This window comes from Limnohabitans sp. Rim8, assembly GCF_945901735.1.
GTDB lineage: Bacteria > Pseudomonadota > Gammaproteobacteria > Burkholderiales > Burkholderiaceae_C > Limnohabitans_A.
Genome location: NZ_CAMDLM010000008.1, coordinates 78,291 through 91,738 on the forward strand (window position 1 = coordinate 78,291; position 13,448 = coordinate 91,738).

Annotated in this window: 13 protein-coding genes; 9 read left to right on the forward strand and 4 right to left on the reverse strand. The window is 61.1% G+C overall.

Going from position 1 to position 13,448, the window contains the following annotated elements:
* The first annotated feature begins 41 nt into the window (after positions 1–41).
* Positions 42–725, forward strand: coding sequence for a YggS family pyridoxal phosphate-dependent enzyme (locus Q0O99_RS05880; RefSeq protein WP_293749512.1), 684 nt, complete (start codon positions 42–44; stop codon positions 723–725).
* Between the two features lie 71 nt (positions 726–796).
* Here Q0O99_RS05880 and Q0O99_RS05885 read toward each other — a convergent pair whose 3' ends face one another.
* The 4 genes from Q0O99_RS05885 to Q0O99_RS05900 all read right to left on the reverse strand — a co-directional run bounded on the left by Q0O99_RS05885 (position 797) and on the right by Q0O99_RS05900 (position 4,628).
* Positions 797–1,813 carry an asparaginase gene (locus tag Q0O99_RS05885; protein ID WP_293749513.1) on the reverse strand — a complete coding sequence of 339 codons (1,017 nt, stop codon included), beginning with the start codon at positions 1,811–1,813 and terminating at the stop codon, positions 797–799.
* A gap of 125 nt (positions 1,814–1,938) precedes the next feature.
* Positions 1,939–3,135, reverse strand: a complete 1,197-nt coding sequence (locus Q0O99_RS05890; protein ID WP_293749514.1) for an amidohydrolase family protein — start codon at positions 3,133–3,135, stop codon at positions 1,939–1,941.
* A gap of 11 nt (positions 3,136–3,146) precedes the next feature.
* Positions 3,147–3,848 (reverse strand): TetR/AcrR family transcriptional regulator, encoded by a 702-nt coding sequence (locus Q0O99_RS05895; protein WP_293749515.1) that lies wholly within the window; start codon positions 3,846–3,848, stop codon positions 3,147–3,149.
* Positions 3,849–3,854: 6 nt separating this feature from the next.
* A complete protein-coding gene (locus Q0O99_RS05900; RefSeq protein WP_293749517.1) occupies positions 3,855–4,628 on the reverse strand; it encodes a ferredoxin--NADP reductase in 774 nt (257 codons plus the stop codon).
* Between the two features lie 206 nt (positions 4,629–4,834).
* Here Q0O99_RS05900 and Q0O99_RS05905 point away from each other — a divergent pair, with 206 nt between their 5' ends.
* From Q0O99_RS05905 to Q0O99_RS05940, 8 genes are all read left to right on the forward strand, one after another.
* Positions 4,835–6,430 (forward strand): 6-hydroxynicotinate reductase, encoded by a 1,596-nt coding sequence (locus Q0O99_RS05905; protein ID WP_293749518.1) that lies wholly within the window; start codon positions 4,835–4,837, stop codon positions 6,428–6,430.
* A 10-nt stretch (positions 6,431–6,440) separates the two neighbouring features.
* Entirely contained in the window at positions 6,441–7,361 is a 921-nt protein-coding gene (locus Q0O99_RS05910; RefSeq protein WP_293749519.1) for a UPF0280 family protein, read from the forward strand.
* 20 nt (positions 7,362–7,381) lie between these two features.
* Positions 7,382–8,026, forward strand: a complete 645-nt coding sequence (locus Q0O99_RS05915; protein ID WP_293749521.1) for an amino acid synthesis family protein — start codon at positions 7,382–7,384, stop codon at positions 8,024–8,026.
* A gap of 42 nt (positions 8,027–8,068) precedes the next feature.
* Positions 8,069–8,653 carry an amino acid synthesis family protein gene (locus tag Q0O99_RS05920; protein WP_293749523.1) on the forward strand — a complete coding sequence of 195 codons (585 nt, stop codon included), beginning with the start codon at positions 8,069–8,071 and terminating at the stop codon, positions 8,651–8,653.
* Positions 8,654–8,710: 57 nt separating this feature from the next.
* On the forward strand, positions 8,711–9,916 hold the full coding sequence (locus tag Q0O99_RS05925) for an ABC transporter substrate-binding protein (RefSeq protein WP_293749525.1): 1,206 nt from the start codon (positions 8,711–8,713) through the stop codon (positions 9,914–9,916).
* Positions 9,917–10,006: 90 nt separating this feature from the next.
* Complete coding sequence (locus Q0O99_RS05930; RefSeq protein WP_293749527.1) at positions 10,007–11,929, forward strand: ABC transporter permease; 1,923 nt, start codon at positions 10,007–10,009, stop codon at positions 11,927–11,929.
* Positions 11,926–12,696 carry an ABC transporter ATP-binding protein gene (locus Q0O99_RS05935; RefSeq protein WP_293749529.1) on the forward strand — a complete coding sequence of 257 codons (771 nt, stop codon included), beginning with the start codon at positions 11,926–11,928 and terminating at the stop codon, positions 12,694–12,696. Before Q0O99_RS05930 ends, Q0O99_RS05935 begins: the two co-directional genes overlap by 4 nt.
* Entirely contained in the window at positions 12,693–13,427 is a 735-nt protein-coding gene (locus Q0O99_RS05940) for an ABC transporter ATP-binding protein (protein WP_293749530.1), read from the forward strand. The genes Q0O99_RS05935 and Q0O99_RS05940 overlap by 4 nt, the downstream gene beginning before the upstream one ends.
* Positions 13,428–13,448: the final 21 nt, after the last annotated feature.

Below are 13,448 nucleotides of genomic sequence, written 5' to 3' on the forward strand. Positions count from 1 at the left end.
TGACCATTGGGTGACATCGCTGCTTTTGGTACGCTCCATCCATGAGCCCATCCATTGCCGACAACATCGCCCGCGTCAGGGTGCAGATTCAGACCGCTTGCCAGGCATCAGGGCGCGCCTTAGACAGCGTGCTATTGCTGGCTGTCTCCAAAACCTGGGGGCCTGAAGCGGTGCGCCAAGCCCATGCGGCAGGGCAAACCGCTTTTGGCGAAAACTACATCCAAGAAGCGGTGGACAAGATCACGGCATTGCGCGATTTGCCACTGGTCTGGCATTGCATCGGCCCGATTCAGAGCAACAAAACCCGTTTGGTGGCCGAGCACTTTGACTGGGTGCACAGTGTGGACCGCCTGAAAATCGCGCAGCGTCTGTCCGAGCAACGTCCCGAACACCTGCCCCCCTTGCAGGTGTGCATCCAGGTCAATGTGGACGGCGGCGACACCAAATCGGGCGTGAGCCCACAAGAGCTGCCCGCGCTGGCGCAGGCCGTGGCCGCTTTGCCGCGCCTGCAACTGCGCGGCCTGATGACCATTCCCGAACCTGCCGAGACCGACGTGCAAATGCGGGCTGTGCATGCCCAGGCCAAAGCCTTGTTTGAATCCTTGCGCCAGCAAGGCTTGCCGCTGGACACCTTGTCAATGGGCATGAGCGCCGACATGGCGTCGGCCATCGCCGAAGGCAGCACCATGGTGCGGGTGGGCACGGCGATTTTTGGCCAGCGCTGAGCGGCTCGGGGCCAACCCTGACCATCCCTCTCAGCCCCATCACCGACCGGTCACCGGCCCGCCACCGTCATTCAAACGGTCTCACCAAAGCGCAGCTTAAAAACGCTGCGCCGCTCGCCCACCGGCGCGCCCGCCACATTCAGCAGCACCTGCGCACGCCAAGGCTCCAGTGCGGTGCGTTGCGCATCGTCTAACCAACCCAGTCGGTCCAAGGCCTCCACGGTGGCGGCAAACAACGCCGCCTTGTTGCCGTCCATGATCTTGATGCCCAGGGCTTGGCCCCGCGAGCGACTGCCCACCACCTGCACCCCATCGGCCCCCACCTTGGTGACCCAGTCGCCCCGACCGGCGCGCATGAAGTCGGCGTCGTTGCGTCCGGTGCCCGACACCAGCTCGGGGTGCGCAGTCATGGCCTGCCCTAGCAGTTGCAGGCTCTCGCCGTACAGCCCGTCCGATTCGGGTTGCGCCAGACGCGCATAGCTGCGCGCCAAGCGTGACAAAGGCATGGCGTAGTTCGGGGCCGAGCAGCCGTCAATGCCCAACGACAGTTCTGCTTCGCTCAACCCCGCGAGATGCGCCACGGCTCGGCGCACTTGCTGCTGCAAAGGGTGGTCAACTTCGGTGTAGCTGTCGGTGGACAGGCCATGCTGCACGCAGTAGGCCAAAAAGCCGCTGTGCTTGCCGCTGCAGTTGTGGTGCCGCTCGTCGTACGCAAAGCCTTCGGGCATGGGTTGGTCAAAAAACGTGAAGCGGTAAGGCACATGGCAGCCGCAGCGCATCTGCCGCGTGGTGCTGCCGCATTTGCGCAAGATGGACGCCACCTGCTCGACGTGCATGTCTTCACCGTTGTGGCTGGCGCACATCATGGCCAGCTCGGTGGGGGTGAAGCCGAAATGCGCCACGCCGCCCGACTGCACCAGCGGCAGCGCCTGCATGGCCTTGAGGGTCGAGCGGGTGAAGCACAGCCAATGCGGGTTGCCCACTTGCGCCAGCACGCGGCCTTCGGTGTCGGTCACGGCCAGTGCGCCCATGTGCACGCATTCCTGGATGCCATTGCGGGTCAGTTCGATCAGGGGTTCAAAGTTCATGGGCTGGAGGTCGGTATTGAAAACAAGTGGAAGGCGCCCATCGGCTGCGCCGCTGTCACCGCGAAAGCGCTGGAGCAGGGTGATCAGCGGGATGCCACACAGCGGCCAGCGTTGCAGCCACAGCGTCAATGGCTGCCCAGCACCACCGGGATTTCGGTGGCGGGAGGCGTGTTGCGGCTGCGGCCGCAACGCACGATGCCGTCGATCATGACCATGCCAATGCCGGGGATGTCACCCAGCTGAATACTCTCCAGAAGGGTTTTGCCTGCGGTGTGCTGGGCGCGGTCCATAAAGACAAAATCGGCTGTCCGTCCGACTTCGATCAGGCCGCAGTTGAGGTTGCGGATGCGGGCCGTATTGCCGGTGGCAAAGCAAAACACCAGCTCGGCGGGGATGTTGGCCAGGCTGGACAGCAGCGCCACCATGCGCAGCATGCCCAGCGGTTGCACGCCAGAGCCTGCAGGCCCATCGGTGCCCAAGATGACGCGGTGCGGGCACTTCAGTTCAAGGGCCGCCCGTGCCGCCGCGATGGCCACCCGCTCGTTGCCGTTGTGCACGATCTCGATCGCACGGGAAGACTTTTCGCACAACTCGCAGACATGGGCTTCAGGCAGCGAGGTGTGCCCGCCATTGATATGGCCAATGACGTCGGCATCGGCTTCAAGCACCACATCCTTGTCGATCATCCCCGATCCCGGAATGGAGGGACCGCCGGTGTGGATCGTGCTTTGGATGCCGTGCTTGCGGGCCCAAGCCACCATTTGCTGGGCCTCGTACCCGGCCTTGACGGAACCCAGGCCAACTTCACCCAGCAGCGTGACGCCCGCATCGGCCAAGTCCTTGAAGTCTTGCTCGGTCATGCCTTTTTCAATGATGGGCGCGCCTGCAATCACCTTCACGCCCCCGGGGCGGAAGTTGTCAAAAGCGCGTTGTGCCGTGATGGCCAGGGCTTTGAGGCCCACGATGTCTTTGGGGCGGCCAGGCAAGTGCACTTCTCCAGCCGAGACCATGGTGGTCACCCCGCCATTCATGGTCGAGTCGATCCAGCCGATCTGGTTTTGGCGTGGAGTCCAGTCGCCAAACACCGGGTGCACATGGCTGTCGATCAAACCCGGGCAAACACAGGTTTGACGCGCATCGATGACGGTCTGGGCGCCTTCCAGATCGCAATCTTTTTCGTGGCCTACGGCGGTGATGAGGCCGTCATGCACGACGATAGTGTCCGCCTGCAAGATGGGCTGGTCCAGGTCGCCCGAGAGCAGCAAGCCAATGTTTTTGATGACGACTTTGCCGGATGCGCCGGTGGTGCTGATGTCTGCCATGAGGAGTCTCCTTAAGGGTGGGATGCAAGGGGGACATTGACCACGCGGAACACGGTGTCAATGACGAAAGATTTCCACTGCGCCACAGCCTGCGGAGCATCGATGTTTTCGCCCAAAAAGGCCGACAGCGTGTACCGGTTGGACATGTAGAAATAACCGGTGGCTGCGATCAACAAGTAAACATCGCGGGCCGATATGTCGGCGCGAAAAAGCCCCTGCAATACACCAGCGCGCAAGATGTCATGGATCACAGCGATGGCTGGCGAAGAAAATTCGCGCGCACGCAGCGATTTCACGATGTGCTTGCCTTTGTGCAAATTTTCCGTGTTGAGCAGGGTGACGAATTCCGGATGGCTGCGGTAATAGTCCAACACAAAATGAACCACTTGCTCCAAGGCAAGCCGCGGCGTGCTCACATCGATGGCCAATTGCGCTTCTGCGTCGTTCATGCGGCGGTAAATCGTCTCCAGCACTTCGATGAACAAGCCCTCTTTGCTGCCGAAGTAGTAATAGATCATGCGGTCGTAGGACATGGCCTGCCGAGAAATTTTTTCGACACTGCCGCCTTCATAACCGTGCTGCGCAAACACCTTGATCGCGGCGCGCAAGATGCTCTCGCGTGTTTGTTGCGCGTTGTGTTCGCGCACCCCTACTACGCGCTTGGCACTTGGCTTGGCCAGGCTGGGCTTGGGTTGGCGTGCTGCAGTCACCATGGGTGTTTATTTCTCGACAAATGCCCGTTCAATGACAAAGTCACCCGGGGTGCTGGTGTTGCCCTCCACAAAGCCCTGTGCCTCCAGCATGCGCTTGAGGTCGTTGAGCATGCCCGGGCTGCCGCACAACATGACCCGGTCTTGGGCCGGGTTCATGGGGGACAAGGCCAAGTCCGTGAACAGTTTGCCACTTTCAATCAGCGCCGTCACACGGCCCATGTTGCGGTAAGTCTCGCGTGTGACTGTCGGGTAGTAGCGCAGCTGTTGGCCGATCATGTCGCCCAGAAATTCGTGTTGCGGCAAGTGATCGACGATCAGGTCATGGTAGGCCAGTTCATCCACCTGACGCACGCCATGCACCACCACCACAGTTTCAAATTTTTCATAGGTCTCGGGGTCGCGGATGATGCTCAGAAAGGGTGCCAAGCCGGTGCCGGTCGACAGCAGGTACAAGCGTTTGGCTGGCGTCAGGTAGTCGATCAGCAAGGTGCCTGTGGGCTTTTTGCCGACGATGATGGTGTCGCCCACCTGGATGTGTTGCAGGTGGGAAGTCAAGGGGCCTTCCTCGACCTTGATGCTCAGAAATTCCAGATGTTCTTCGTAGTTGGGGCTGGCGATGCTGTAGGCCCTCAGCAGCGGTTTGCCATTCAATCGCAGGCCAATCATGGTGAAGTGGCCATTGGAAAAACGCAGCGATGGATCGCGTGTGGTGGTGAAGGTGAACAGGCGGTCTGTCCAGTGGTGCACGCTCAAGACACGTTCTTCAAGAAAGGCGCTCATGGTCGATCAAGGTCAGGTTGGACAAAGCAAAAACCCTTTGCAGGGCAGTGCGCGACAGCTTGGGGAAAACACTGTTGCACAGCAAAACAGGATGCGCTACATTGACTTTAATGTAGTGAACGCAACATTTTGGTGTTGTGAATGCTACACAGAATGAATCCGTCGTGCAAGTGCGCACTTCGGCTTTTTGACAAGCAAAACCCGAGATGACCGAACACTCAAAAACCGATGGGCTTCCCGGCATGGAGACCCCTGCGACGCAGCAGGTGCCTGAACGTGCCCAGCCGCGCAATGAGCGCATGAGCGGTGCCAAGATCGAGTGCAATGCCTGCCCCGTCCTTTGCCAAATTTCTGAGGGCCGGTTGGGTGCTTGTGACCGTTATGCCAACCGCGAAGGTCTGCTGGTGCGTGTGGACCCGGTGGTTTTTTTGCGCCGCACGCTCGACAAAGACGAGCCGTTGCTCGTGCCGTTTGCGGCGGGTGCGTCTGATGAAGGGCCTGCCGAGTGGCGTGGTGACCTGCTGCACACCGATCAGGTGTTTGTCACCGGCGTCGGCGCGTCGACCACCTATCCCGACTACAAACCGGCACCTTTCATCGTGTCTTCGCAGGTCGACGGTGTGGACATGGTGACCGTGGTCACCGAAGGCATTTTCAGCTACTGCAGTTTCAAGGTGAAGATCGACACCGATCGCTTCTTGGGTGCGGAGCAAGCCAATGTGCGCATGAAGGGCGAGGTGGTGGGGCATGTCACCACCGCCGAATATGGCTCGCAAATGCTGTCGCTCGGTGGGGTGCACCACCTGACCGGTGGCAGCAAGAAAGAAGGCCGTGTCACCGTGGACATGATGCAGGCTTTAGGCAACAAGCAAGCGGTGGAGCTGACCATCGATGGCGGCGCGCAGCTGGTGATCCAAGCGGGACTTGCACCCATTGTCAACGGCGTGCTGGAGCAGCGCATGCGCGTGGGCTGTGGCTCGGCCGTGGTGGGTATTTTTGCCAAGCAATTTTTAGGATTGGCCGACGAGGTGGTGGTGCTGGACGACCACATCACCGGCGTCCTGACCGAGCACCAGGCGGGGCGCTGCTTGGACATGAAGCCTTCGGGCCTTGACATGCGGGGGCGAAAATCGACGCCGGGGCGGTATTTTCAGGTGGCCAATCCGGGCAATGGCTGGGGTGGCACCGACATTGCAGACCCCTTGTCCATCATCGAAGGCTGGGACCCGCAGGTGGCCTGGCCGGGCTTGCGCATGCTCATGACCTCGACCACGGGTGAGCATGCGGCTTGGTATGTGCTCAACGAGCAATTGCAGGCCGTGCCGCAAGACATGCCTGCGGCGGTGCGGGACATCGTGGAACGCATTGGCGAGAATTGCGAACCCTCGCTGTGCAGCGTGATGTTTCTGGCGGGCGCAGGCGGCAGTTTGCGAGCCGGCGTCACCGAAAATCCGGTGCTGCTCACCCGCGCCATCAAGCAGGCTTTGGTCAATGTGACGTGTGGCGGTGCGCCCGCCTTTGTCTGGCCTGGCGGTGGCATCACGGTGATGTCGGATGTCCTGCGCATGCCAGACAACAGTTTCGGCACGGTGCCCACGCCGGCCATCATTGCCCCGATTGAATTCAGCATGCGACTGTCGGACTACCAAGCTTTGGGGGGGCACATGGCGCATGTGCGCTCGCTGCAAGAGGTCTTGAAGCAAGGGTCCTGGCACAGCGACGGCGCCCCAACAGCCCTGTCGTGGCAGGCCCAGCCACAGGCTAACCCCTGGCCGCTCGGGCAAGACCCGATGCTCGGATAAGGGGCCGCGCGTGGGTGCTACTCGTCATCGCTTGCCCGGCGGTCGCTGGCATTTCCAGCATGGCCCCATGGACATCGTGATCGGCGCTGACCCTTGGGGTCCAGACGGCGAAGCGGCCGTGGCGCTCGCGCACGAACAAGCCTGGATGCGTTTTGAGCCCTTGCTGACAGAGCTGATGGATGAATGGCCGGTGTTGCGCTTGCCGGTGCAAGCGGGCACAACATGTCCTTTGCAAGGTGGCGTGGCGCGGCGCATGTGGCGGGCCTGTGCACCTTGGGCAGACCAGACCCACATCACGCCCATGGCGGCGGTGGCGGGCAGCGTGGCGCAAGAGTTGTTGGCTTGTTATGCCCGTGCAGGCGTGGCGCGGGCCTGGGTCAACAACGGGGGCGACATCGCCTTGCACCTGGCACCAGGCCAGTCGGTGCGGGTGGGCCTGTACGCCGATCTGGCGCGTTTGCAAGTGCAAGAGTTGATGCAAGGGCTGAACCTTGATGGTGCTTTCGAAATTGCGCACCCCTTGCCGGTGCGTGGCGTTGCCACCAGTGGTTGGCGCGGGCGCAGTTTTTCTTTGGGCATTGCCGACAGCGTGACGGTGCTGGCCGCCACGGCTGCGCAAGCCGATGCGGCAGCCAGCATCATTGCCAATGCCGTCAATGTGGCGCATCCAGGCATCGTTCGTCAGCCCGCCAACAGCCTGCGGGACATGACCGATCTGGGTGATTTGCAAGTGACAGTGGCGGTGCCGAGCTTGCCTGTAGAGTGGGTTCAATGTGCCCTTCATGCAGGGTGGCAGCGCGCACGAGAATGTCAGGCGCAGGGCTTGATCGCAGCGGCGGCACTGGTGTGTCAGGGGCAATCGCGGTTGTTAGCCATGGCTGCTACGCCTGAGCCCATCTCCTATGAGGAAAATCCTCTGGCCTTGGCCTGAGAAATGTTTATGGTGATGAAATGATTGAAATACGACGCGTGTTCACCCAGGTGGAAGAAATCTTCCATGAGTTCGGTCCTGCACCGGCCCAGTCACTGCTGCGCGGGGCCATTGGCGCGGTGCTGGCCAACCCCTATGCCGGCCGCTACGAGCCCAACATCCTGCCCATGATGGAGGCCTTGCAGGACGTTGGCATTGACATGGCGCGCCAGCTGTTGGTGGCCATGGCAGTGCCTGCAGAGCGCATCGCCACGTATGGCAAGGGGGCGATTGTGGGTGAATTCGGTGAACTGGAGCATGGTGCACTGTGGCATGTGCCGGGAGGCTATGCCATGCGCGAATTGCTGGGCTGGAAGGGGGACCGCGCCGCTTACAAGTCGGGCAAGGTCGATGAAAAGCCCACGGGTCAGCCAGGCAATGCCTTGGCCATCGTGCCGTCAACCAAAAAAGTCGGCCCCCCCGGGGCCTCGCTGGATGTACCGTTGACCAACATCAACGCCTCTTACGTGCGCGGCCAGTTTGACGCCATCGAGGTGCGTGTCCCTGGCGCACCGCTGGCCGATGAAATCGTCTTCATTCTGGCCATGACCACCGGCTACCGCATCCATGATCGCGTGGGTGGTTTGCGTGCCCAAGACATCCACCAGTGGAACGGCCTGCGCTGATTCCGCACGACCACCCCACAACCCCTCAAGGAGACGTCTTCAATGACCGCACACATCCGAAAAATCATTGTTCAAGTGGACGAGACACGGCTTGAAATGGGCCGTGCCGTCACGCCCCCCACACGCCGCGCTTTGGCCATGGCCGTGATTGCCAACCCCTATGCTGGGCGCTACAGCGAAAACCTGGACGAGTTGATCACCATCGGTGAAGAGTTGGGTGCTTTGCTGGGTCAAAAATGCGTGCAGGCTTTGGGCATTGAGCCTGGCCAGGCACACAGTTATGGCAAAGCCGCCATCGTGGGGGAAGCCGGTGAGCTGGAACACGCCGCCGCCATCTTGCACCCCAAGCTGGGCGCGCCTTTGCGTGCAGCCGTCGAAAAAGGCGCTGCATTGGTGCCTTCCGCCAAAAAACGTGGCGGCATGGGCACAGCCATTGATGTGCCCTTGGGCCACAAGGATGCGGCTTTTGTGCGCAGTCATTTTGATGCCATGGAAGCACGTGTGAGCGATGCACCGCGCGCGCAAGAAATTGTGGTCGCGGTGGTGGTGACGGACAGCGGACGTCCACTGCCGCGCATCGGCGGTTTACAAGTGCATGAGATACAAGGTCAGGACGGTTTGCGTTGACGTGCAGGCCCCTCGTTCAAAAAATCGTTTTTTTCACCCCACCCAAGGAGATCCTTTATGAAAGCAGCCAACCCTCTACGCCGCGCCCTTGCGCTGGCAGCCCTTGCCTGGGTCGCCGTGCCCGCGCAGGCCCAAAACACCTTCAAGATCGGGGAACTCAACAGCTACAAAGCCCAACCCGCTTTCCTAGAGCCCTACAAAAAGGGCATGGAGCTGGCCATTGAAGAGATCAATGCGGCGGGTGGCGTGATGGGCAAGAAGTTCGAACTGATCACACGCGACGACAACGCCAACCCGGGTGATGCCGTGCGCGTGGCCGAAGAGCTGATCTCGCGTGAAAAGATCGATGTGCTGACCGGCACCTTCCTGTCCAACACCGGTTTGGCCGTTGCCGACTTTGCCAAGCAGAAAAAAGCTTTCTTCCTGGCCGGGGAACCGCTGACCGACAAGCTGACCTGGCAAGGCGGCAACGCCTACACCTTCCGTTTGCGCCCCGGCACCTACATGCAGGCCGCCATGCTGGTGCCTGAGGCGGTCAAGCTCAAGAAAAAACGCTGGGCTGTGGTTTACCCCAACTATGAATATGGCCAGTCTGCCGCTGCCGCATTCAAGACCTTGCTCAAAGCCGCCCAGCCCGACGTGGAGTTTGTGGCCGAGCAGGCGCCACCGCTGGGCAGGCTCGACGCGGGCAGCGTGGTGCAGGCCCTGGCCGATGCCAAGCCCGATGCGATCTATAACGTGTTGTTTGGCGCCGACCTGTCCAAGTTTGTGCGTGAAGGCAACACCCGTGGCTTGTTCCAGGGCCGTGAAGTCGTCAGCATGCTGACCGGCGAGCCCGAGTACCTGGACCCGCTCAAGGACGAAACCCCGAACGGCTGGATCGTGACGGGTTACCCCTGGAACAACCACAACACCCGAGAGCACAACGCGTTCTTGCAGGCCTATCAAGCCAAGTTCAAGGACTACCCTCGTTTGGGCTCGGTGGTGGGTTACGCCATGATCAAGTCGGTGGCGGCCGGTGTGGCCAAGGCCCAGAGCGCCGATTCTGAAAAACTGCGCGTGGCCTTCCGTGGCCTGCAGGTGGACACACCATTTGGCAAGATCACCTACCGCGCCGAAGACCACCAGTCGACCATGGGCGCTTTTGTGGGCCGCACCAAGAACGAAGGTGGCAAAGGCGTGATGGTGGATGCGCGTTATCTGGATGGTGCGCAGTACCAACCTCCAGCCGCCGAAGTCAAGAAGACGCGCAACGCCGACTGATGGATTTGTTCCACGCTTGAGTGTGTGACATCCCCTGGGAACATGCCCCATGGGGATGCCGCGCTGGGCCTTTCTAGAAATGACCGACTCATGAGCTTTTCCGGATTTTTAGTTCAACTCCTCAACGGACTGGCGGCTGCATCGTCCTTGTTTTTTGTGGCAGCAGGGCTGTCGCTCATTTTTGGTGTGACGCGCATTGTGAATTTTGCGCACGGCTCGTTTTTCATGGCGGGCATCTACATCGCCTACAGCGTGGTGGAGCGCTTTGCCAGCAGCATCGGGTTTTGGCCTTCGCTGGCCGTGGCTGCCCTGGCCGTGGGTGTTCTGGGGGCCATCATCGAGATGCTGCTGTTGCGCCGCATTTACAAGGCACCCGAGTTGTTCCAGTTGCTGGCCACGTTTGCCCTGGTGCTGGTGCTCAAGGACGCGGTGCTGTGGCTGTGGGGCCCGGAAGAGTTGCTCGGGCCGCGCGCGCCGGGCCTGGCCGGTTCGGTGTCTATTTTGGGTCGGCAGTTTCCCATGTACGACTTGTTTTTGATTGTGGCGGGGCCGGTGGTGCTGGCCTTGTTGTGGCTGCTGCTCACCCGCACCCGCTTTGGCACCTTGGTGCGTGCGGCCACGCAAGACCGCGAAATGGTCAGCGCCCTGGGGGTGAACCAGGCCTGGTTGTTCACCACCGTGTTTGCGCTGGGTGCATTGCTGGCCGGATTGGGCGGTGCCTTGCAGTTGCCCCGCGAGCCCGCCAACCTCGAAATGGACCTGCACATCATCGGTGCGGCCTTTGTTGTGGTGGTGGTAGGGGGCATGGGCTCCATCCCCGGCGCGTATCTCGCAGCTTTGCTGATTGCCGAGGTCAAGGCCGTGTGCATCTGGCTGGGTGTGGTGGATGTGTTCGGTGTGTCGGTGTCTTTTTCCAAGCTCACCCTGGTGGTGGACTTTTTGGTCATGGCGGTGGTGCTGGTGTGGCGGCCCTGGGGGCTGCTGGGCAAAGCCCAGGCACCTAGCCGCTACGTGGGCATGCGCGAGGAGCCTTTGCGCCCCGCCAGCAAGGCCTACTTGGTGGTTGCATCGGTGTTGGGTCTGGTGATGGTGGCCATGCCCATGCTCACGGCCAGCTCGCCTTACACCACGGTGCTCTTGATTGACCTGCTGATTGCCGCTTTGTTTGCGGCCAGCTTGCACTTCATCATGGGGCCTGCGGGCATGCACTCCTTCGGACATGCGGCTTACTTCGGCCTGGGCGCTTACGGCGCGGCGCTGCTGGTGCGCTCTTTAGGCTTGTCCATGGAGATGGCGCTGCTGGTGGCACCGCTGGTCGCGGCCTTCGGTGCCTTGATCTTTGGCTGGTTTGCCGTGCGTCTGTCGGGGGTTTACCTGGCCATGCTCACCTTGGCTTTTGCGCAAATCACCTGGGCCATCACCTTCCAGTGGGACAGTTTCACCGGTGGCAGCAATGGCTTGACGGGCGTGTGGCCTTCCGAGTTGTTCAGCGACAAGCGCATGTACTACTGGCTCACCCTGGGCTTGGTGTCTGCGGGTGTGCTGTGGTTGCGCCGTATTTTGTTTTCGCCTTTTGGCTATGCCTTGCGCGCAGGGCGTGACTCGGTGTTGCGCGCCGATGCGATTGGCATCGATGTCAAGCGCATGCAATGGCTGGCCTTCATTTTGGCGGGAGGTGTGGCCGGGCTGGCGGGGGCGCTGTATGCCTTCTCCAAGGGCAGCATCTCGCCCGAATCCTTGAGTGTGGGCAAGTCGGTGGATGGCCTGGTGATGGTGTTGCTGGGTGGCATCCAAACCCTGGCAGGGCCGGTGGTGGGCGCTTTCAGTTTCACCTGGCTGCATGACGTGGTGGCGCGCAACACCGATTATTGGCGCGCCATGCTGGGCGCCATCATCTTGATTTTGGTGCTGTTGTTTCCTCAAGGCATTGCCGGATCGGTGCAAGGGCTGTGGGAGCGACTGCGGTCCAGATTTTCGGCCACATCTTCGACTGCAGGGGGTGCTTCATCATGACTGCACCGCTTTTGCAAGTGAACAACCTGGGCAAGTCTTTTGGCGGCGTCAAGGCCGTCGACGGCATCAGCTTTGATCTGTCCCCGGGCGAACTGCTGGCCCTGATCGGCCCCAATGGGGCAGGCAAGACCACCACCTTCAACATGGTCAATGGTCAGCTGCTTGCCGACCAGGGCTCCATCCAGCTCCAAGGCCATGAACTGGTGGGCCGAAAGCCCCGTGACATCTGGCGTCAGGGCGTGGGGCGGACCTTTCAGATTGCCGAAACCTTCGCCTCGCTCACGGTGTTGGAAAACGTGCAAATGGCTTTGCTCTCGCACGACGACCTGTTGTTTTCCATGTGGCGGCGCGCTGCGAACCATCGCCGCGATGACGCGCTGGCCCTGCTCGACCAGGTGGGCATGAAGGCGCAGGCCGACCGGCCTTGCAATGTGTTGGCCTATGGCGATGTCAAGCGGGTGGAATTGGCGGTGGCCATGGCCAACAATCCCAAGCTGTTGTTGATGGACGAGCCCACCGCAGGCATGGCGCCCAAAGAGCGCAACGAGCTCATGGCCCTGACCAAAGATCTGGTCATCCAGCGCGGCATGGCGGTGTTGTTCACCGAGCACAGCATGGACGTGGTGTTTGCCTATGCCGACCGCATGATCGTGCTGGCCCGGGGCCGCTTGATTGCGCAAGGCAAACCCCTGGAAATTCGGGACCACCCCAAGGTGCAGGAAGTCTATTTCGGCACTGGCAAGACATTTGAAAAGAGCAAGGCATGAGCACTCCAGACATTCTGCTCGACGCCAAAGGCCTGGCCGCCTGGTATGGCGCAGCGCAAATCCTGTACGACGTGGACCTGCAGGTGCGCCGCGGCGAGGTGGTCGCCCTCATGGGCCGCAACGGCGCGGGCAAATCCACCACCCTGAAAGCCTTGATCGGCATGATCGGTCGCAGACGCGGACAGATCACATTCATGGGGCATGACCTGTCGCACAGCGAACCGCACCATGCGGCCCGTCTGGGCTTGGGCTTTGTGCCGGAAGACCGCCGGGTGTTCACCGACCTCACCGTGATGGAAAACCTGGAAGTGGGTCGGCAGCGCATTCGCCAGTGGCCCGATGGCACCACCGCACCCCACTGGACGCCCGAACGCCTGTTTGAGCTGTTTCCCAACCTGGGTGAAATGCCCCAGCGCCACGGTGGCAGCATGAGCGGCGGCGAACAACAAATGCTCACCGTGGCCCGCAGCCTCATGGGCAATCCGTTTTTGGTGCTGCTCGATGAGCCCTCTGAAGGCGTGGCGCCGGTCATCATTGAGCAGATGGTGCAGATGATCCTGGCGCTCAAAGCCCAGGGCGTGAGCATCTTGCTGTCCGAGCAAAACATGCACTTTGCCGAGCTGGTGTCAGACCGGGCCTATGTGCTTGAAAAAGGCCAGATCCGTTACCAAGCGAGCATGCAGGCATTGGCCGCCAACGAAGAAGTCAGGCGCTCGTATCTGAGCGTTTGAACTGCCTGATTCCACCCTGCC

Bases quoted from the DNA above. Each gene is read 5' to 3' on its own strand.
- Q0O99_RS05880 (WP_293749512.1), top strand. From the start codon at position 42: ATGAGCCCATCCATTGCCGACAACATCGCCCGCGTCAGGGTGCAGATT.
- Q0O99_RS05885 (WP_293749513.1), bottom strand. From the start codon at position 1,813: ATGAACTTTGAACCCCTGATCGAACTGACCCGCAATGGCATCCAGGAA.
- Q0O99_RS05890 (WP_293749514.1), bottom strand. From the start codon at position 3,135: ATGGCAGACATCAGCACCACCGGCGCATCCGGCAAAGTCGTCATCAAA.
- Q0O99_RS05895 (WP_293749515.1), bottom strand. From the start codon at position 3,848: ATGGTGACTGCAGCACGCCAACCCAAGCCCAGCCTGGCCAAGCCAAGT.
- Q0O99_RS05900 (WP_293749517.1), bottom strand. From the start codon at position 4,628: ATGAGCGCCTTTCTTGAAGAACGTGTCTTGAGCGTGCACCACTGGACA.
- Q0O99_RS05905 (WP_293749518.1), top strand. From the start codon at position 4,835: ATGACCGAACACTCAAAAACCGATGGGCTTCCCGGCATGGAGACCCCT.
- Q0O99_RS05915 (WP_293749521.1), top strand. From the start codon at position 7,382: ATGATTGAAATACGACGCGTGTTCACCCAGGTGGAAGAAATCTTCCAT.
- Q0O99_RS05920 (WP_293749523.1), top strand. From the start codon at position 8,069: ATGACCGCACACATCCGAAAAATCATTGTTCAAGTGGACGAGACACGG.
- Q0O99_RS05925 (WP_293749525.1), top strand. From the start codon at position 8,711: ATGAAAGCAGCCAACCCTCTACGCCGCGCCCTTGCGCTGGCAGCCCTT.
- Q0O99_RS05930 (WP_293749527.1), top strand. From the start codon at position 10,007: ATGAGCTTTTCCGGATTTTTAGTTCAACTCCTCAACGGACTGGCGGCT.
- Q0O99_RS05935 (WP_293749529.1), top strand. From the start codon at position 11,926: ATGACTGCACCGCTTTTGCAAGTGAACAACCTGGGCAAGTCTTTTGGC.
- Q0O99_RS05940 (WP_293749530.1), top strand. From the start codon at position 12,693: ATGAGCACTCCAGACATTCTGCTCGACGCCAAAGGCCTGGCCGCCTGG.